Genomic DNA, 20,164 nt, shown 5'->3' on the forward strand with positions numbered 1-20,164 from the left:
CTTATGAATAAATTAGTTATTGTACTCTTTTCTCTGATTATTGTAGCTGTAGTCATGGTTAATTTGAGTATAACCGAAGCAAAGAAGAGGGCCTCTTTAACTGAAGAGGTGGCCACTCCTTCTACAAGAGAAACATCTGAAGAATATCTTTTTAGACGTTCTAAAGAAGGCATAGATTTTAAAGCCATGCCAAACGACCCCTTGCATGCAGAACATAAAAAAGAGTATTATCAAAGACGTGCTTATGAGGGGGCTCCTCCTCAAATTCCGCATCCGTTATTATCAAAAAAAGGGATCGGTGATAAAAGCTGTTTACAATGCCATGAAAATGGTGGTTATGTAGCTTCTTTTAAAGCCTATGCTCCTGCCACTCCTCATCCAGAATTAATTAGTTGTAGACAGTGCCATGTGCCTATTACCACTAAAAAATTATTTAAGAAAACAAACTGGAAGAGAAGCCAACCTACGCATGTAGACAATAGAGCATTGGTAACGAGCCCTCCTACTATTCCGCATGGTTTACAAAATAGAACAGACTGTTTATCATGTCATGCAGGTTCTGGAGGTTTAGTAGACATTAGAGCTACGCACACAGAAAGGGCCAATTGTATGCAATGCCATGTACCAAACCAAGCAAAATTAGAAGGAATAAATCAAACATGGAAAAGAAAAGCACAATGAAAAAGCACACTTTACTCTTCTTCTGTCTGCTTGTACTTTCAAGTTTAGTTGGATGCTCATCGCACGATTCATCAGAAGAAAAACACCACGGACATGAGAGTAATCTCATGAAAATAAAACGTTTATCTAATTCAGATACTACACAAATAGATGCCTCTGTAGAAGAAATTCTTGCATTTATTAAAACAGTAGAAGTAGATAGCATTTATGTTGGAAAAGCATTTTTAATTCCTGAAAGAGAAAGTCAGATTACCTCATTTAAGTGTAGTAACTGTCATTCAAAGCCCCTCTCGGCAATGCAAAGAAATGATGGAAAGTACAAAAAATCGCATTGGAATTTAGAACTAAAACATGCCAATGCAGATGTAATGAACTGTCAGACTTGCCATACTGCCAATGATATGGACCATTTGCACACGCTTACAAATGGTACTGTAAAATTTAACGATAGCTATAAGGTTTGTGCACAATGCCACAGTTCGCAATTTAAAGATTGGAAAGGTGGAGCACACGGTAAACGTCTAGGTGGATGGGCAAAACCCATTGCAAAACAGACTTGTGTTGGTTGCCATAACCCTCATAAACCTGCCTTTGGAAAAAGACTGCCTGCGGTATTAAATACTAAGGTAACCGAACAACGTAGAGGAAAGTAATTTTGAATTGCACACACTTAGAAATCGCACGCTATGAAGGAAATTAGAGACATATATAAAAAATATTTTAAAAAAGAAGATTGTAAGTCTGAGGATTGCAGTTGTGGTAATAATAATAAGCCTCGGAAAGATGGTTTTGATCAAAAAATTGAACAAAAAACGGATAGAAGAACAGCCATAAAAAGTATTACTAGTGGTTTATTGGCTGGTGTTGGAATGGCACAATCTGCTTGTTCTCCAACCAAAAGTGATGCCTCTAAAGAAAAGGCTAGCATGGAATGGGAAGAGTACTTTAAAGGCAATTACCAAGTAATGTCTAAAGAGGAACAATTAGCAACAGTTAAAAGGTTAGAAAGATTGTATGAGATGAATACTGGACATCACATCAATGTATCATCAAAAGGACCTTTAGACAACGTACTTTATGGTTACGCATTCAATTTATCCAAATGCCAAGGATATATGGATTGTGTAAAAGCTTGTAAGGAGGAGAATAACCATGACAGGGATTCACAGATGCAATACATCAGAATTCATGAAATGGGAAAAGGGAATTTTGATTTTGAATTAGCCGACGATAATTTTTACCATCAAGTTCCTGCGGAAGGTCATTTTTACCTTGGCACACAATGTTTTCATTGTGAAAACCCTCCTTGTGTAGAAGTTTGCCCTACAAAGGCCACTTGGAAAGAAAAAGATGGCATTGTGGTAATTGATTACGATTGGTGTATTGGTTGTAGATATTGTATGGCTGCATGCCCTTACGATGGAAGACGTTTTAACTGGAAAGAACCTCATGTTCCAGAAAGTGAAGTAAACAAAGACCAACATTATTTAGGTAACCGACTTCGTAAAAAAGGTGTAATGGAAAAATGTACTTTCTGTGTTCAGAAATCTAGAAATGGCGAAAACACTGCATGTGTAGAAGCCTGCCCAACAGGAGCAAGAGTATTTGGTAATTTACTAGATCCGAATAGTGAAATCAGGTATGTTTTAGAAAACAAGAAGGTTTTCCGTTTAAAAGAAGATTTGGGAACTGAGCCAAAATTTTGGTATTACATGGACTAATAAAGTATGAAACAGATCAAGATATTTTCACAAATGATAAAAGATGGTTTTAAAGAAGCTACACATGGTAGCCTTTATTACCACGTTTGGATGGGCATTCTTACCTTTTTTATGCTTTGGGGTGCCTACAGTTATTACCAACAAATTTCTGAAGGACTTGTTGTCACTGGCATGAGCGATAGAGTAAGTTGGGGATTGTACATTTCTAATTTTACTTTTCTTGTTGGTGTAGCTGCAGCTGCTGTTATGCTGGTGCTCCCTACTTATATTTTACATGATGTAGATTTTAAACAAGCTGTTCTTATTGGCGAAGGAATGGCTGTTTCTGCACTTGTTATGTGTATCACTTTTGTAATGGTAGATGTTGGTGGCCCGGGCGTTTTATGGCACATGATACCGGGTTTAGGTACATTTAATTTCCCTAATTCCATGCTAACCTGGGATATGGTTGTTCTAAATGTGTACCTTTTTATTAACATTACTGTACCCATGTATATCCTATTTAGGCACTACCAAGGTAAAGTAGCACATAAAAAAGTTTACTTACCAGGTGTTATGATTTCTGTATTTTGGGCAGTAGCATTGCACATGGTTACCGCCTTTTTATACCAAGGGTTACAAGCTAGACCATTCTGGAATACAGCATTACTAGGACCACGTTTTTTAGCTTCAGCATTTGCGGCTGGTCCTGCATTAATAATTTTAGCTTTAGGAATGATTAATCAGTATTCTTCTTTTAAAATTGAGAAGAAAACAATACAAAAGATAGCTTTAGTAATTACAGTATCTGCACAAGCAAATTTGATTATGCTCGGTTCTGAACTTTTCAAAGAGTTTTACTCTCCTACGCATCATTCAATTAGTGCACAATACTTATTTTTTGGTTTAGGTGAACACAAAGCTTTAGTTCCTTGGATTTGGACTTCCATTGGTCTGAACTTAATCGCCACAGCAATTCTTACATTCAATCAGCTTAGAAAAAACATGACGCTTTTGTATGTAGCATGCGTGATATTATTTATAGCAATATGGATTGATAAAGGTTTTGGATTAATTGTACCAGGGTTTATTCCTGGGCAATGGGGAAAAATTGTAGAGTACACGCCTTCTTCTGTAGAAATAGGTGTTACTGTTGGTATTTGGGCTTTGGGTTGTTTCATTTTTACCATCCTTACCCGTGCCACTATAGCTATTGAACTCGGTGCGATTCGTTATAAAAAGTGATGAAATGTAGAATCATCACAATTTAAATTGACTTAAAGGAGCTTCAGCAATGAGGTTCCTTTTTGTATATAGCTTCAAGAATGATTATTCTGAACTACATTACTATTTTTTTGATAAGATTTAAAAATTAATCATGCATTCTATTAAGAAAAGAAACCTTTTAATAAGGTATTTGTTATATTGAATAGTTAATCACTTAATCTTAATTACATTGAAAACTATTGATAAATCTAAACCTGTAATGATTACAGGAGCAACTGGCTATGTAGCTGGTCGTATTGTTGAAAAACTCCTAATGGAGGGACTCACAATTCACGCCCCTGTTAGAAATCCTGATAATCAAGAAAAATTACACTACTTAAATGCAATAGCAGAAAAGTCTGACGGTACCATAAAATACTTTAAAGCAGACTTACTGACGGAAGGTTCTTACGAAGAAGCAATGGAAGGTTGCGAGTTGGTCTTCCATACAGCATCTCCTTTTGTTACAAATGTAAAGAATGCAGAAAAAGATTTAGTGGCTCCAGCGTTAATCGGAACAAAGAATGTTTTAAACTCTGTAAATAAGGTAGAATCTGTTAAAAGAGTTGTGCTTACAAGTAGTTGCGTGGCAATTATTGGAGATGCAAAAGACTTATTACCTCTTCCGAATCAAACAGCAGACGAGAATGTATGGAACAAGACTTCTTCTGTAAAACATCAGCCTTATAATTATTCTAAAACAGTAGCAGAATTAGCTGCTTGGGAACTCAATAAAGGACAAGACAGATGGGATTTAGTTGTAATTAATCCTTCATTTGTTTTAGGACCTGGCATTAACCCAACAAGTACTTCTGAGAGTTTCAATATAATGAAACAGATTGGTGATGGTACTTTAAAAATGGGTGCTCCGGGATTACATATTGGTATTGTTGATGTAAGAGATTTAGCAATTGCACATTATAATGCAGGTTTTACACCAGAGGCTGAAGGTAGACATATCATCTCTAACGAGAGCCTTACTTTATTAGAAATGGTAGATTTACTAAGAGATAAATATGGTGCAAATTATCCTTTCCCTAAAAAGGAATTACCAAAATGGTTAGTTTGGTTAATTGGTCCTTTTCAAGGAATTCCTAGAAAGATGGTAAGTCTAAATTTTGGTTACAAATGGTTAGTTGATAACACAAAAAGTAAAGAAAAATTAGGCATGCATTATAGAGATTCTAAAGATACCTTGAACGACTTTTTTGGTCAGTTAGTTGAAGCAGGTATTTTTAAGTAACAACTAAATATTACAACTATAGCATATACAAAACGGGAGTTCAAAATATATATTGATCTCCCGTTTTGTGTTTTAAATTGCACAAAATAATGCTACTACTTCACACCATTTTGGTTACCCTTCCAATCTTTATCCCATGTATTTTTTAATGGGTGTGCTTCTGTATTTAATACATATCTCTCAAGATCAAAAGTCGCTGCATCAGCAAAGAATAAATAGCAATATTTCATTGTTTCAGCAAAGAAGAAACTCTCTAAAGTATCCCATTTTTCTTTAGTGGCAACATCTCTTAATTGTACATAACCATTGTCTACTTGGCAGTATTTTTCAATGCTTTCAAACATCTTTTTACCTTGCTCGTAGTATTTTTTATTTCCCGTTCCTCTCCAAACATAATATGTAGATTCTATTGCTTCTGGGCGCATCATATAATATTCTGCACCTTCGTAATAAGGTTGCATTGTTGTGTAGTTAATCGCTTCTGGCTCAATACCATTTTTAAACCACATTTTATTAATCGAAGCTTGTAAACCTTCAGCTCTTTCTAAATCACCATCTAAAACATTGCATAAATTCCAGAAACAATCTAAAGCACCAAACCTTGTCATTATTCGCTCACCCGAATTCATATCGGCCCAGCCAACCCACATTTCACCTTCTACAGAAGTAGTATCTACTAAATACTTGTTTACTGCATCACGAGAAACAGTGTACCACTCTAATAAGTCCTCATCTCCAAACAATAAATACCCTTTTAATAAGTACTCATAATAAGCATCTATTCCTCCAGAAATATGTGCTCTAGTGTCTTCCCATTTCCCTGTATCTTGATCAATCCAAGAACCTTGTAAACCTGTTTCTCCTCTTCTATCGTAAAGTGCCTTAACACCTCTTTTACATAAATCATAATACTTAGGGTCGCCCGTTAATTTAGACAATACACCATACTCTAATAACATAGAACCTACCTCGCAAGGGTTTGTACCTTGTCCGCCAACAGCTCCCGTTTTTAAATTGACTAAACGATAAGGAATTCCAGTAGGCGAATCGAAAACAGGAAGCATCCTATCTGCTAAATCAATAGCTAAATCAAGAAAACGTTGGTCGCCATCTAACTGATAACTTGATAGCAAGCCACCAAGAATACGAATTGCAATTTCGAATTGTTGGACCTCAAAATCTTTATCAAATTCTAATTCTGAAAAAATAAGCTCTTTTGCTTCTTTCATTTCATCGTCTAAACCCATTAAATACATTGTAGAGAAAGCATCTACAGGTGTCATTAATAAAGATTCTGCATACCAATTATGGCCTTTTTCTGATATTGGATTTACTGCATCTAAGCCTTTCGCATAATTCATATATGCTCTCCACCCTTTCTTAAAAGCTGTTTTTACTCTTTCTTGGTATTCTTTTTTCTCTTTTTTAGAAATACCATCCTTCTTTTTTAAAGGACTAGAAATTGATGCAAACGGTAATAAAATTAAGATAGCCAACGCCATGCACGTTGTTGTAAAAATTGATTGTTTTTTGATAGTATTCATCTTTTTCATATTTATTGTTTCTGACCTTAGGATTAGTTAAGTCGTAATTTTATTCTTTCTTTGATTACCAAATTTTATGAATTTCTTGTAGAAACTGTTTGTATTGTTCATTATTAAAATCATAAAATTCGAAATCACCTAAGTGCGTTTTATCTTTCTCAATAATTAAAACTTTTGCTTCTTCTTTGAGTGCTATTGTATGCCAAACATTTTTAGGGATATTATAAATAATTCCTGGTTCCATGTGCGTCATATCATAAGTAATTGTGTTATCAACTATTTCTGCTGCTACAAGCAATGCACTGCCATCAATTAACATAAAAGCTTCATCAGTAAGATAATGGATATCTAACCTTTTAATATTTTCAGGTCTACTTTCTTCTGCATAATTTAACTGTGCAACTTGCCATCCCTCTCTTATTAAAAATGGGTTGTAACCTGTTTCTTTATGCTGATATGTTTCTGTTATTTTCATTAACTAGTTTTCTAAAATACGGTCTACTACTAACTGTCTAAATTCTTGAGTAAGCATAGCAAAATAGGCCGTAAAACCTGTAATTCTCACTACTAAATCTGGGTATAAATGAGGGTCTTTATGTGCAGCAAGCACCTCTTCTTTATCCATAATATTTACATTTATAAGTGTGCCCCCTCTATTAAAATGCGTTTTAATTATGGCTCCAATTATTGCACTATGCTCTTCTTTAGCTAAACTAGGGTCTAACTCCCATTGCATTGGAGCGGTATTTCCAAACCCTGGCTGAACATCTGCAATTGCATTTGCTAACGCTAAAGAACCTCCATCTACAACAAAACCCGGTGTTGGATTTGCTCCATGCGAAATTGGTGTCCCTGCCTTTCTACCGTTCGGTGTAGCACCTACTGCTTTTCCTAAACCCACAGTATTTGCCCAAGAAAAAAGACCAGGAATAAAACAATGGTTCTTTTCTTTATTCGATTTTGCTTTTACCTCTTTAGTAAATAACTGACTAATTTTTTTAGCCCATGCATCACCTATTGTCTCTCCTTGCCCGAAACGAGGACTATTTTGCATTAGTTGGCGAATACGTTCTCCGTTAACCTCTGTAAAATTACTCTCTAAATGGAACTCAAGAGCGCTCCAATCAAGTTTTTGATCTAACTCGATCTGTTGTTGAATAGCAGCAAAAGAATCTGCTACTACAGCAAGCCCAGCCCCATCTATTGATAAATTATAATACATTGCACCTCCATCACTCACATCCAATCCTCTTTCCATCGGACCATAAGAAAGAAGGTTAAGAATAAGTTCCGGTTCATTGTATTTTTGATATTTCAGATGATGTAATATACCATCAGCTGCTGTTTGAACTGCTATTTTCAAATGCTTTTCAAATAAACTCCAAAGTGCTTCTGTACTCTTATCTTGCAATTTGATTAGCTCACCAAAAGCTACTTCAAACACCTTTACCATGTTGACCTTCACCAGATCATTCATGGTATATTCCAATCCTGGAAGTGACATCCAATTACACCCTACAGCAATTCTTTGTCTTGCTAATTCTTCAGAGTATCCATTTCGCATAAACCCTTCAACTAGTGCTTTATCACCAGAGTATCTTGGCCATGCATTTTTATTTTTAATGAGATAAGTTAAAGAGGTTTTAAACAACTCTTCATTCATATTTTCGTGTACACGAATTGTAATATTTAAAGAGGTATTTATAAGATCCGCTGCTTCAAGAATTAAAAATGATAACTCAGAAGAAACATCTCCTCCTTTACCATCAGGTCCTCCTAATTGCCAATAAATCGGGTCATTAATTAAAAAGCAGGATAAATAATACACGGCTTCATCTTTTGTGATTAAGCCATTATTAATATCATTTTCATAATAGGGTTGTAATAAAGTATCTATTTGCCCACCAGCCCCATCTCTATTATAAGTTCTAGACGCCAAATGATACCAAATTATCCATTGACAAGCTTGACGAAGTGTTTTTGGAGGACCGTTTAAAATAGCTTGGTTTACGAGAAGCATTTCTTCTAAATTGGCCTTTAAATCACCATCCGTCTCAAGCGCTATTTTTATGTTTAACTCAATTATATGTCTATTAATCCAGCCTTGAATACTCTTAATTGCTTGTTCGTGTGCCGTATAGAAAGCTATCTTTTCTGCTTCTGGATTAAGTGCTTTACTTACTTCCATTTTATAAAGAAGACCATCCCAACCTAATTGTAATCCCAATTTAAAATCAGGTGCAAAATGTGCATCATCACCTATTCCATGAATGATATTATACTTTTCTTGGTTTTCAATAAGATGATCAAAACCATACTTAGGGTTCCATTTATTTGGACGCATTTTTGACATAAAATACATCCAACGTCCAGCAAAAGCATCATTTTTGTCTATGTAGATAGGGTGTGCATCCATCAGATTACAGAAATTATTGGTCCATCCTTCAATCCCATAAAAAGAACCATCTGCATGATTGGGAATTATTTCCCATGCATTCTCTGGTAGTGCAATACGTCCGTAATCGTCTTCATCTAAAAGGCCTTCAACTGCTATTTTTTCTTGCGTTTGTTCCTGTTTTCTCTGTTTTAGTTGTTGAATTCTTTGGTAGTATTTATTCATTTTCATGTTATTTATTGGTCGAGTACTGCACTAAGTTTGTCAAACTCTGTTTTCTCTAAAGCTTTTACCTTAGCAAACTTATTTTCTTTTGAAAGGTTAATATATTTTTGTCCACCCAATGGGTGAAAAGGATTAAGTTGATACTTCTTTATATTTATGAGTTGATCAACAAATTTTTTAAGTAAAAGAATATCATCTTTTGTAGAATTTACTGATGGAACAACAGGCGTTCTTAACTCATAACTTTCCCCTCGATTATCTAATAATTTGATGTTCTTTAAAATATTTGAATTTCCTATACCTGTCCACTTTTTATGTTGCTCAAAGGAGATCATCTTAAGGTCAATCATCCAGTGATCTACATAAGGAATAAGTGCTTGAATATGTTGCCAAGCTGTGCTAAAATTAGATTCTATCGTTATGTGTAATCCTTTCTTTTTAAAGAATTCTACTACTGATTTTAAAAATTTAAATTGAGTGAATGGTTCACCTCCTGAAATTGTTATTCCCCCATTTGAAGACTGGAAAAATGGAATATCTTTTTCAATTTTTTTATAGAGAAGAGCTGCTGTGTATGTATTTCCAACTATATTCATTGCCTTCGCATAACATACTGTTGCACATTCTAAACATTGGTTACATTTCTTTTTATTAAAATGTACTTTACCGTGCATTATAAAAAGTGCCTTTGCATTACATACTTTTACACATTCTCCACATGCTATACACTTATCAGTAACTCGTTCTATTTCTGGTTTTAATGAAAATGTTTCTGGGTTATGACACCACTCACAACGCATATTACATCCTTTAAAGAAAATAACAGAACGTATTCCTTCTCCATCATGTACAGATAATCGTTGTATGTTTGTTATAATCCCTTCCATTTCAATTCAAATTACTACAGTACAAATATATTACACATACACCACTAGCTACAAGTTTAAGTAGTGAACTCAGATTGCAATTTTGTGTACTGTAACGATGTTTTATGATTGGTAGGGGAAAGTTTAAATGGGTTTACATTTATTTGGGAGAAAAATTTATATCTACGAAGCGTTTAAAATTAAAAAATCAATGAGTAATTTGGATATAAATAATTATTTTATTGAACTATACGATGCTTAGTTATATTAATTGCACTAATACCAATTCACTTTTGTTATGAATTCACTTATTGCAATCATTAACTTTCAACTGTCTGATTTCAACATATCCCAAATAACTATGAAAAAAATAAATTTATTAGCAGTACTCATTTTTATGCTCATTGCTTCCATAGCACAAGCACAAACCCCTTACACATTAACAGATGCAGACGTAGTTGTAACTAGTGAGGGTGTTTTAAAAAGTTGTAGTTACAATTTTGCAAACACAGACATCATTATTCCTGAAAGACTAGATGGTTTTATTGTAAAAGAAATAGGCACATTCTTGTCTTCAGGTGTTTTTAGTAACAATGGAATTACCTCTGTTGTTCTTCCTTCAACTTTAAGAGTTATTAATGCCTATAGTTTTCATAATAATAACCTTAGTAGTATAACTCTTCCAAATAGTATACAGGCTATATATGGTTACGCATTTGTTGGAAATGCTAGTTTAACATCTTATACTTTACCTACAGCTCCAAATAGATATACGTATAATTGGACTTCTAGAAATGTTTCTTACTCTGAAGGTGATGTTATTCCTGCAAGTGATTTCTATGAAAGTTATGTTGCTAACCCTACATTTTCTGGTGTACGTATAAGTGGTCAAATAAGAGGTGGCGATAATGTTAATTTAGTAGTAGCCATTGATGGTACAGACATCAGTAGTTCATTACCAACATATCTTTCTTCTTTTGATGATGGTGAAGATTATGAATTTGAAGTTGATTTAGGTGTAGATGTCAATATTATTGCATTACAGAACAGTATTATATTCACAACTAAAACACTTACAGAAACAAACATTCAAACAGATGTAGAAGATTTTGATTTTTACAATAGTTACGTAATCACAGATGCCGATGTTGTTGTAAATTCAGATGGCGTTTTAATAAGTACATCATATAATTTTGACCGAAAAGACATTATTATACCCGATATTTTAGATGGAGAAACGGTTAAAGTTATCGGTATTGAAAACCCTACAAATAACGCTGTGTTTGAAGATAAAGAAATAGTTACTGTTGAATTTCCCACAACCTTAGAAAGTATCCAAACAAGTGCATTTAGGAATAATAATTTAAAAGAAATTGTTCTACCCAATACTGTTACTAAAATTAATAGATTTGCATTTAACAGAAATAATATCAAGGCTATCACCTTTTCAACTAAATTAGAAGCAATAGATCAAGGTGCGTTCGCCTTTAATGAAATTTCTACTATTAATTTACCAAATAGCATAACTCATATTGGATCAGAAGCATTTAAATATAATAGTGGCTTTTCTTCATTTAATTTACCTACATCTCCAACTTTGTATACCTATAACTGGAGTGATGGTTCTAACTCATTTAGTGAAGGGCAATCTGTAAGTGATCTTGATGTTAATTACGATGCTAATGCAACTTTTTTAGGAGCTAGAATTACAGGCGAAATTCGTGGTAGTAATGGCGTTACGCTTACTATAACAGGGGCAGATAACAGGGTTCTAACATTAGATAATGAAGATAGCTATAAAATAGAAGTTCCTAAAGGAAGTAATATCAATATTGCAGCTACTAAAAATGGCGTTGCATTTACACCTTCAATACCCTATGATTTTACTAATCTTCAAGAAAATCATCTAAGAAAAGATTTTTATATTCCTCATACTGTAACAGATAATGAAGTTTATGTGAATTCTAATGGTCTACTTTCAGGATATACAGGTAGTGCAGTAGATATTATAATTCCATCAGTTTTAGATGGACAAACTGTAAAAGCGATTCAATCATATACTTTTAAATCACAAAACCTTAAGAGTGTAATTTTACCAACAAAAGTAGAAAATATTGAAAGAGACGCATTTAATGAAAATGATATTAACGAGATAGTTTTACCTGGAACCTTAAGTCATATTGGTTCTTACGCATTTGCAAATAATGTATTCACCTCTTTTACACTTCCAATTCACCACGATCCATTATATACGTATTCATGGTCGCAAGGGGGGAATTCTTTTAATCAAGGTGATATTGTAAGTGTACTAGACGAAGAATATACATCTACTGAAAGCTTTCACGGAGTTAGAATACAAGGACAAATTAGAGGGGTAGACGGAGTAGATTTATATGTTACAAAGGGAGGAAATACATCTGTCCATGCTGTTTTAAATGATGGTGAAAGTTATACTATCGAAACAGCTGTCAATAGTAGCTTAACAATTATTCCAATAAAAAATGGGCAATCTTTTAACCCTAGCCCTCAAAAAGTCTTTTCTAATATACAAGTTGATGCCGTTAATCAAGACTTTTATATCCCTTACACTTTAACGGATGCCGATGTTGTTGTTGATGCTAATGGAATGATAACGTCTTATACACCACCAACTCAAGATCCTGTAGATATTGTTATACCTGATAATTTAGATGGCGTAGAAGTTAAAAGTATTGGTGATCCAGCTAATCAAAATAGAGGTATTTTTGAGTTTGGAGACTTAAAAACAGTACAGCTTCCTACAAGATTAGAAGCTATAAGTTACAGAACTTTCAAAGGGTGTGACTTACTTAGTATTTACCTCCCAAACACTGTGACATATATCGGTGCTGAAGCTTTTAAAGATAATCCGAATTTCACGAGTTTTACATTACCATCTCCTACCTCTTCAAATGCTGATTTTGAATATAGATGGGAAGATTCTAATGGAACATCAAAAAATGCAAATGATGTTATTACTGATTTCGACTTAGGGTATGAAGCAATTAGAACATCTCTTGTAGCTTATATTTCAGGAAACATAAGAGCTTTAGGTAGTACTACAATCTCTGCCTCAAACGGTTCTTCATTAAATGTAACAGATTACGGTCCTTACAGTATTAAAATAACAAAAGGAGAAACAGGTACAGTAACATTAACTAACTCCAACTCTTCTTTTTCGCCAGCAAGCTATAGTTACAATAATATTCAAAGCGATGTTGCTAATATTGAGTTTACAGCACAGTATTCAATTACTTACCATAATCTATTAACTGGTACCAACCATGCAAATAACCCTTCAACTTTTTTAATTCATGATAATAGTGCATTAGAAGACCCAAATAGATTAGGGTATACATTTACAGGTTGGTTTGATGGAATATCTTCAAGTAATGAAATAACAAATTTATTGAATACTAATTTAGATCTTTATGCTAGGTGGACTCCTATTAATTATTCTATCAATTATTCTGTTACAAATGAAGGGACATCTAGTAATCCTAATGTTACCAACTATACAATAGAAGATACAGATATTACCTTAAGTGCTTTGTCTCGATTTGGTTATGATTTTTCTGGTTGGTTTACAGATGCTGGCTTCACAACACCTGCTGGGGCTATTGCTATACCTAACGGAAGCAATGGAGATATTACTTTTTATAGTAAGTTTACTCCTCAACCTGATCATGTTGTAACTTATCATAATGTCAATGGGGTTACTAACGTAAACCCTACTAGCTATTCGCCAACAATTACATCTCCTATTAGTTTGCAAGGGTTATCTGGAAGAACTGGGTATAATTTTGTTGGATGGTATAGAGACAGTGGTTTATCAACATCAATTACCGATATTCAAGCAACTGATGGTGTACTTGATTTGTATGCGAAATGGGAACCAATAAATTATACTATTTCTTTTAATGTTACGAATAGTTCAGGAGCATCTGCAAATTCAAATCCTGTTACCTATACTATAGAAACAGCTGATATTACGTTAAGTAACTTAACAAAATCTGGAAATAACTTCTTAGGTTGGTTTACTAACCCAGAGCTAACAAATGCAGTTAGCGGAGTTGCAATACCAGTTGGCAGCACTGGTAATATCACATTTTATAGTAGATTTTATTCTCAAACAAATAGCCAGATTACATATAATAATGTAAATGGTGTTACAAACCCGAACCAAGCTACTTATTCTCCTGGTATCACCTCTCCGATTACCTTACAGCGTTTAAGTGGAAGAACCGGGTATACTTTTGTTGGTTGGTTTACAGATGCTGGATTAACTAATCAGAAAACGGAAATAAATTATTCTGATGGCGATATTACTTTATATGCAAAGTGGGATGCAACTGTATATACCATAGCATATTCAATCAATAACAGCAGCAGTGTAACAAATAATAATCCAACTTCTTATACTATAGAAAGTAGTGATATTTCATTAAGTGATGTATCAATTCCTGGGTACAATTTCGGTGGTTGGTATACTGATTCAGGATTAACTTCCAAAGTAAATAGTGTGGCTATTCCGACAGGAAGCACTGGAAATATCACGGTTTATGCGAAATGGGATGCAATTGTGTATACAATATCATATACTATAAATAATGGAAGCGGCGTAACCAATAGTAATCCAACTTCCTATACTATTGAAAGTAGTAATATCACTTTAAGTAACCCATCAAAATCTGGACATTATTTTTCTGGTTGGTTTACAAATTCAGGGTTAACATCTGCGGTTAGTGGAGTTGCTGTACCCACAGGAAGTACTGGTAATAAAACGTTTTACAGTAATTTCTTAGCTGATTATGTGATTACATTCCATAATGTTGAAGGTGCTACAAACCCTAATCAAGCTACTTATTCAGCAGGTAGTACAACAGCAATTACATTACAAGACCTTACAGGTAGAGATGGATATACTTTTGAAGGGTGGTTTAGGGAAAGTGCATTTACAAATAGAATTACAGAAATTGAAGTTGCTGACGGAGACATCGCTATTTATGCTAAATGGAGTAAAGTGATTACATCTGTAAATACAGCTTTACTAAATAGTTTTAAGGTGTATCCTAACCCTACAACAGGTAAAGAACTATATGTTGATATTAATGGAATCTCTGAAAAAGCCGTTGTAAAAGTTTATACAACTAGAGGTGTACTTATATCATCCAATGAAATCTATACTAGAGAAAAAATTAATTTTGATGTTCCTTCTGGGATCTACATGATTAATATTTCTACAAGTGTTGGTGAGAAAACTTTTAAAGTACTGAAAAACTAGAAGAGTTTATATAAAAAAGAACAGCTTCAAAGATAGTTAATCACTATTTTTGAAGCTGTTTTTATTTTCTATCAATCAGAATTTATGATTAAAGAGAATTCTCTTTCACCCAATCAACAAGTTCTTCAATTTGTGCAAACGCCATACCTGTAACGGTATCTGCAGCACCATAATAAACGGCTAATTTACCAGTTTCTTTATCATGAAGTGCGGCACATGGAAAGACTACATTTGGTACATCACCCATACACTCGTATGGTGTTTCTGGAGTTAATAAATAAGGTTGAGACCTGTATTTTACTTCCCAAGGTTTATCAATATCTAATAGGGCTGCTCCCATTGCATACACATATCCATTACATGATTTTAATACGCCATGATAGATCATTAACCAGCCGTCTTTTGTTTCTATAGGAATTGGGCCTGCTCCTACTTTCATGCATTGCCATGCACTATCCTCGAAGGGTGCCGGTGACATTACATGACGGTGTTCTCCCCAAAATTTCATATCGGGTGATTGGCTAATAAAGATATCTCCAAATGCTGTATGCCCTGTATCACTTGGGCGACTTAACATTACGTATTTATCATTTATTTTTCTTGGGAAAAGCACCCCGTTTCTATTGTACGGTAAAAAAGCATTTTCGCATTGATGGAATGTTTTAAAATCAAAAGTATACCCAATACCAATAGTAGGTCCGTTATAACCATTACACCACGTAATCCAATAACGGTCTTCCATCCAAACTACACGAGGATCGTATTTATAATCGGAATGGATCATTTCTGTATTTCCGGCAATAAATTCAATAGGTAATTCATTGATTTCCCAGTTGATGCCATCCTTACTAAACCCAGTATGAATATTCATTCTTCGGCATTTATCGTCACAACGAAAAACACCTGCATATGCATTATTAAACTCTACAACAGCACTATTAAAAATACTATTTGAATTTGCTATTGCATCTCTTTTTATCACTGGATTTTGAGAATATCGCCACATTACTGCTTTACTATTCTCTGGTCTATCTTCCCATGGGAATGCCTTCTCTAATGTACTCATTTGTATAAATTTTAAATCGTATTTTTTTATTGATTAGTGTAATAACTTTTGAATTATCACACTTCTAAAATGCTTTATTATTCAATAGTAATCTCATCGATAAACATATAAGCATCGCTTCCGTTTCCAGAATGCCACTCCGGTAGTTTTCCTATATTTTTAGCAATTACTTTTATGTATTTTGCTTTTGATTTACCTTCTATCGAGATTTTTTCTCGATGTACAATTACATTTTTAATTGCTCCTTCTGCTTTTTGGGTGCCAAATTTGGTATAATTTTCACCATCTTCAGAAACAAAAACTTCCACTTCTTTTGGAGCAAAAATCCAGCTTTGCTGTGCCGATAAAGCACCTACAGTAATCTTCTTTATTTTGCTTTTTTGGGGCAATTCTAAAACTACTTCCATGTCGTTTCCGAGAAATGCAACCCAATAACCATCGCTAAAGGTTTTCGTACCAGAATAACCGTCTACTAATTTTATTTCCTGACCTGTAGAGCGTTTATCTGTGGGTTGTAGTAATTGTACTTTAGCATTAAAACCAAGATGCTGTACTTCTTTAAAATCTTGAGGTAAATCGTCTTCAAAACCAAATTCCCAGTCTAAATATTTCTTAGTGAGTTCTTCAACTTTCTCAGGGTACTCTGCTGCTAAATTAGTTAGTTCACTACTATCTTGTGCAATGTTTACAAGGTAATAACTGCCTTTTTCAAAATCTATTGGTGCTTTTTTAGTATGATCTGTAGGGTAGCCAATTAGTTTCCAATCGCCTTCTCTAACTGCCCACGATGCACCAAATTTCCAACGGAAAACTTCCACAGGTGATGCTGCATCTTTGTCTAAAATCATTTCTTTTAATGAGTGCCCTTCAATTGCATTTTGATCATACGATATCCCACAGAAATCTAATAATGTTGGAAACCAATCTGTTCCTGTACCAATACCATTTCTTACTTGATTTGCAGGAATTTTATTTGGCCATTGAATTAACGTTGGCACACGAATTCCACCTTCAAACAAATCTCCTTTTGCACCTCTATAAGGTCCAGAATATCCACCTCCATTAAAGTTTCTTACTTCAGTAGAATACCCGTGATCTGACTGGAAAACAACAATTGTATTTTCTAAAACACCTTGCTTTTCTAGTACATCAAGCAATTTACCAATGTACTCATCTAACGTAGACATAAAGGCTGCATAATCTCTACGAGGAGAAGGCAAATCTTTATAATACGTTCTCCATTTTTCTAATGGTTGCACAGGATAATGCGGTAAATTAATGGCAAAGTACATAAAGAAAGGGTCTTCATCTTCTTTAATTGAGGTGAGATATTGGTCTACCTCATCTACCATTAATTCTGGAAAATACTGTCCATCCATAAATACCTCTTCTCCGTTTCTCCATAGATCATGACGGTTAGGACCCTCCCAATAAAAGAAATGAGAATAATTATCTATACATCCTCCCATGTGTCCAAATGAATGGTCAAAACCTTGTTCATTTGGCATTGTTTCAGGAGTGTATCCCAAATGCCATTTACCAATATGCGCAGTGTTATATCCTGCACCTTTAAAAACCTCTGCTATGGTTACTTCTTCTGTTGGTAAACCTGCATGCCCCGGTTGAGACGATGTATTGTTAGGTAGTTGTGCTCCTTGCGGACTTTTACCTGTTAACAATGCAGCTCTTGAAGGTGTACAAATGGGTGCAGGTGCATAAAATTGCGTAAACCGAACACCATTTTCCGCCATCTTATCAAAAGATGGCGTCTTTAAATCTTTAGCTCCATAACAATTCATGTCTAACGATCCCTGATCATCAGAATATATCAGTAAAACATTCGGTTTTTTGTTTTGTGCATTAACCGACATGCCCATAAAGAGCAGTAGACAAAAACTGTAAAGTCGCTTTTTCATTTTTAAATTTTATTGATCATTTAAACCTAAGAAACTGCTTCTACTTTAGGTGATAAAGTAGGTGTACTCTCCTCTATTGCCTGAAGCGTGTCTTGCATATCCTCTGGGTAATCTTCCATTTCATCGTGCCATTTGATTTTTAACCAAATCATTGTCACAATCATTAATACAATTGAGTAGGCCATATATTCGTACTCTCCAATAATTAAGAATACTGGAATTAAATGTAACGAAAGTTGCCAAATTGCCCCAACAGCACAATTAAACATATCTTTACCAAACCCTTTATTCTCTTTAAAATTCGGATTAATAGCTTTACATTTTTCTGCAATAGGCTGCCAAAATCCCCACGGACGCACTGTTGTATAAAAGGTCATTAATGTTTTCTCGTCGTCGGGTTTAGTGAATAAACTTGCAACGATCGAAGTGGCTAATGAGATCAAGAAGATGATTGGAAACTGCATTATTTCTGATAGATTTGAGAAGGCAAAAGGTACCACTACGGCTGCTCCCATTCCTGCCATCATTCCATAAAAATAACCAAAACCATTAAATCTCCACCATACCCATTTTAGCATGTTTGCAGCTGTATATCCACCAAATAAAGCGGCTACAATCCATTTTAAAATTGAATCTATACTCGATACAAATAACCCTGCCGTCATGCCTACAATTACTACAGCTAAAGAGGCTATGTAAGACATCATCACCAATTGTTTGTCTGTTGCGTTTGGTCTAAAATATTTTTTGATAATATCGTTGACTATATACGCTGGTCCCGCATTTACATTGGCTGCAAAAGTTGACATAAAAGCTGAAATTAAACCTGCCAACAACAGACCTTTTAAACCAACTGGAATAAAGTTTTGTAGGGCAAAAGGTAAAACCATCTCGAAATCTATTGGGCCAGATTGTTCTGCAAACTGAGGGGATAAATAGACCAAACCAATTACGGCTAAACCCATAATCATAAGGTATCTTGGAATAAATAAAGCCAATGATACTATACCGCTCATCTTTGCAGCATCCTTTGGCGATTCTGTGGCCATAATACGCTGCATATCGTAACTTGGAACGGGTCCTGCAATACTTACTAGAATCCCTTTAAAGATCATCATCATCATTAATGTGCCAAAAAGAGAGTAACCGTCCGACTCAATTTTATCGTTTACGGCTGGTAAAACAGTCGACCAATCTAAGTTTAATTTCCAATCGAAAGCTAAAGATTTCCACCCTTCAGGAACCACCGCTGTAATCTGTTCTGGAGTTACCATATTAATGGCAATTATACCCACAATAATACAAGCAATTGTCATCACTACAAACTGGATTAATTCGGTCATTACTACAGAATACATCCCGCCTTTAATCACATAAATAGTTGTGAGTGCCATAATAATAGCGGCATATATTTTAGCCGATGGAATGGCAAAACCAAAAACTGAAGTGCTCAAATCCCATGGCAAAAACATAGTTGCAAATTTACCAATTCCTTCAAATCCGTAAGCAATAAAACCTATTACTGCAATAATGGCAAAGATGACTACAACAATATGTGAAAGCTCTGCACCTCTACCATTTCCAAACCTTGTTTTTAACCATTCTGCACCCGTCATTACGTTAGAACGCCTTAACCATACTGCAAGGAAAATCATTAAAAAAATCTGATTCCAAACAGGCCATAACCAAGGAATAAAAACTGATTTAACACCATATATAAAAGCAAGGGAAACCATCCACATCGTACCCGTAATATCAAACATGCCAGATGCATTTGATAAACCTAAAACGTACCAAGGAATTGTTTTTCCACCAAGGAAATAGCTATCAAGATTTTGCGATGCCTTTTTAGAGATAAAGTATCCAATAAGAACCGTTAGTAATATATACCCTACGATTATTCCTATATCTACAGGATGTAAGTTCATTATAATTAGGTTTAAAAGATTTGTAAGTTATG

The 20,164-nt window shown here is 34.6% G+C and carries 13 protein-coding genes; 6 read left to right on the forward strand and 7 right to left on the reverse strand.

From position 1 onward, the window contains the following. Positions 1-3 precede the first annotated feature (3 nt). The 5 genes from KM029_RS26140 (at position 4) to KM029_RS26160 (ending at position 4,890) form a co-directional block, all read left to right on the forward strand. Positions 4-681: a cytochrome c3 family protein gene (locus tag KM029_RS26140; RefSeq protein ID WP_144076901.1), complete on the forward strand. Its 678-nt coding sequence runs from the start codon at positions 4-6 to the stop codon at positions 679-681. Continuing rightward, entirely contained in the window at positions 660-1,334 is a 675-nt protein-coding gene (locus KM029_RS26145) for a hypothetical protein (protein WP_205125543.1), read from the forward strand. The genes KM029_RS26140 and KM029_RS26145 overlap by 22 nt, the downstream gene beginning before the upstream one ends. A gap of 33 nt (positions 1,335-1,367) precedes the next feature. After that, positions 1,368-2,402 carry a 4Fe-4S dicluster domain-containing protein gene (locus KM029_RS26150; RefSeq protein ID WP_144076903.1) on the forward strand — a complete coding sequence of 345 codons (1,035 nt, stop codon included), beginning with the start codon at positions 1,368-1,370 and terminating at the stop codon, positions 2,400-2,402. Positions 2,403-2,408: 6 nt separating this feature from the next. Further along, positions 2,409-3,626, forward strand: coding sequence for a sulfate reduction electron transfer complex DsrMKJOP subunit DsrP (dsrP, locus tag KM029_RS26155; RefSeq protein WP_144076904.1), 1,218 nt, complete (start codon positions 2,409-2,411; stop codon positions 3,624-3,626). A 211-nt stretch (positions 3,627-3,837) separates the two neighbouring features. Beyond that, entirely contained in the window at positions 3,838-4,890 is a 1,053-nt protein-coding gene (locus tag KM029_RS26160) for an NAD-dependent epimerase/dehydratase family protein (protein ID WP_205125544.1), read from the forward strand. Between the two features lie 95 nt (positions 4,891-4,985). Here KM029_RS26160 and KM029_RS26165 read toward each other — a convergent pair whose 3' ends face one another. From KM029_RS26165 to KM029_RS26180, 4 genes are all read right to left on the reverse strand, one after another. Beyond that, complete coding sequence (locus KM029_RS26165; protein WP_158631241.1) at positions 4,986-6,434, reverse strand: glycoside hydrolase family 47 protein; 1,449 nt, start codon at positions 6,432-6,434, stop codon at positions 4,986-4,988. 64 nt (positions 6,435-6,498) lie between these two features. Further along, positions 6,499-6,909 (reverse strand): cupin domain-containing protein, encoded by a 411-nt coding sequence (locus tag KM029_RS26170; protein ID WP_144076907.1) that lies wholly within the window; start codon positions 6,907-6,909, stop codon positions 6,499-6,501. Between the two features lie 3 nt (positions 6,910-6,912). After that, positions 6,913-9,054: a pyruvate formate lyase family protein gene (locus tag KM029_RS26175; protein ID WP_144076909.1), complete on the reverse strand. Its 2,142-nt coding sequence runs from the start codon at positions 9,052-9,054 to the stop codon at positions 6,913-6,915. Between the two features lie 11 nt (positions 9,055-9,065). Then, complete coding sequence (locus KM029_RS26180; RefSeq protein ID WP_144076911.1) at positions 9,066-9,941, reverse strand: glycyl-radical enzyme activating protein; 876 nt, start codon at positions 9,939-9,941, stop codon at positions 9,066-9,068. Between the two features lie 340 nt (positions 9,942-10,281). Here KM029_RS26180 and KM029_RS26185 point away from each other — a divergent pair, with 340 nt between their 5' ends. Next, entirely contained in the window at positions 10,282-15,222 is a 4,941-nt protein-coding gene (locus tag KM029_RS26185) for an InlB B-repeat-containing protein (RefSeq protein WP_158631242.1), read from the forward strand. Between the two features lie 88 nt (positions 15,223-15,310). On the opposite strand, the gene KM029_RS26190 is transcribed toward KM029_RS26185, so the two are convergent. From KM029_RS26190 to KM029_RS26200, 3 genes are all read right to left on the reverse strand, one after another. After that, a complete protein-coding gene (locus tag KM029_RS26190; RefSeq protein ID WP_144076914.1) occupies positions 15,311-16,288 on the reverse strand; it encodes a glycoside hydrolase family 130 protein in 978 nt (325 codons plus the stop codon). Between the two features lie 77 nt (positions 16,289-16,365). Then, complete coding sequence (locus tag KM029_RS26195; RefSeq protein ID WP_144076916.1) at positions 16,366-18,204, reverse strand: sulfatase-like hydrolase/transferase; 1,839 nt, start codon at positions 18,202-18,204, stop codon at positions 16,366-16,368. Between the two features lie 26 nt (positions 18,205-18,230). Continuing rightward, the gene (locus KM029_RS26200) at positions 18,231-20,132 is read right to left on the reverse strand and encodes a sodium:solute symporter family protein (protein ID WP_144076918.1); all 1,902 of its coding nucleotides are present in this window, start codon (positions 20,130-20,132) and stop codon (positions 18,231-18,233) included. Between the last annotated feature and the right edge of the window lie 32 nt (positions 20,133-20,164).

Source organism: Flammeovirga kamogawensis (genome assembly GCF_018736065.1).
GTDB lineage: Bacteria > Bacteroidota > Bacteroidia > Cytophagales > Flammeovirgaceae > Flammeovirga > Flammeovirga kamogawensis.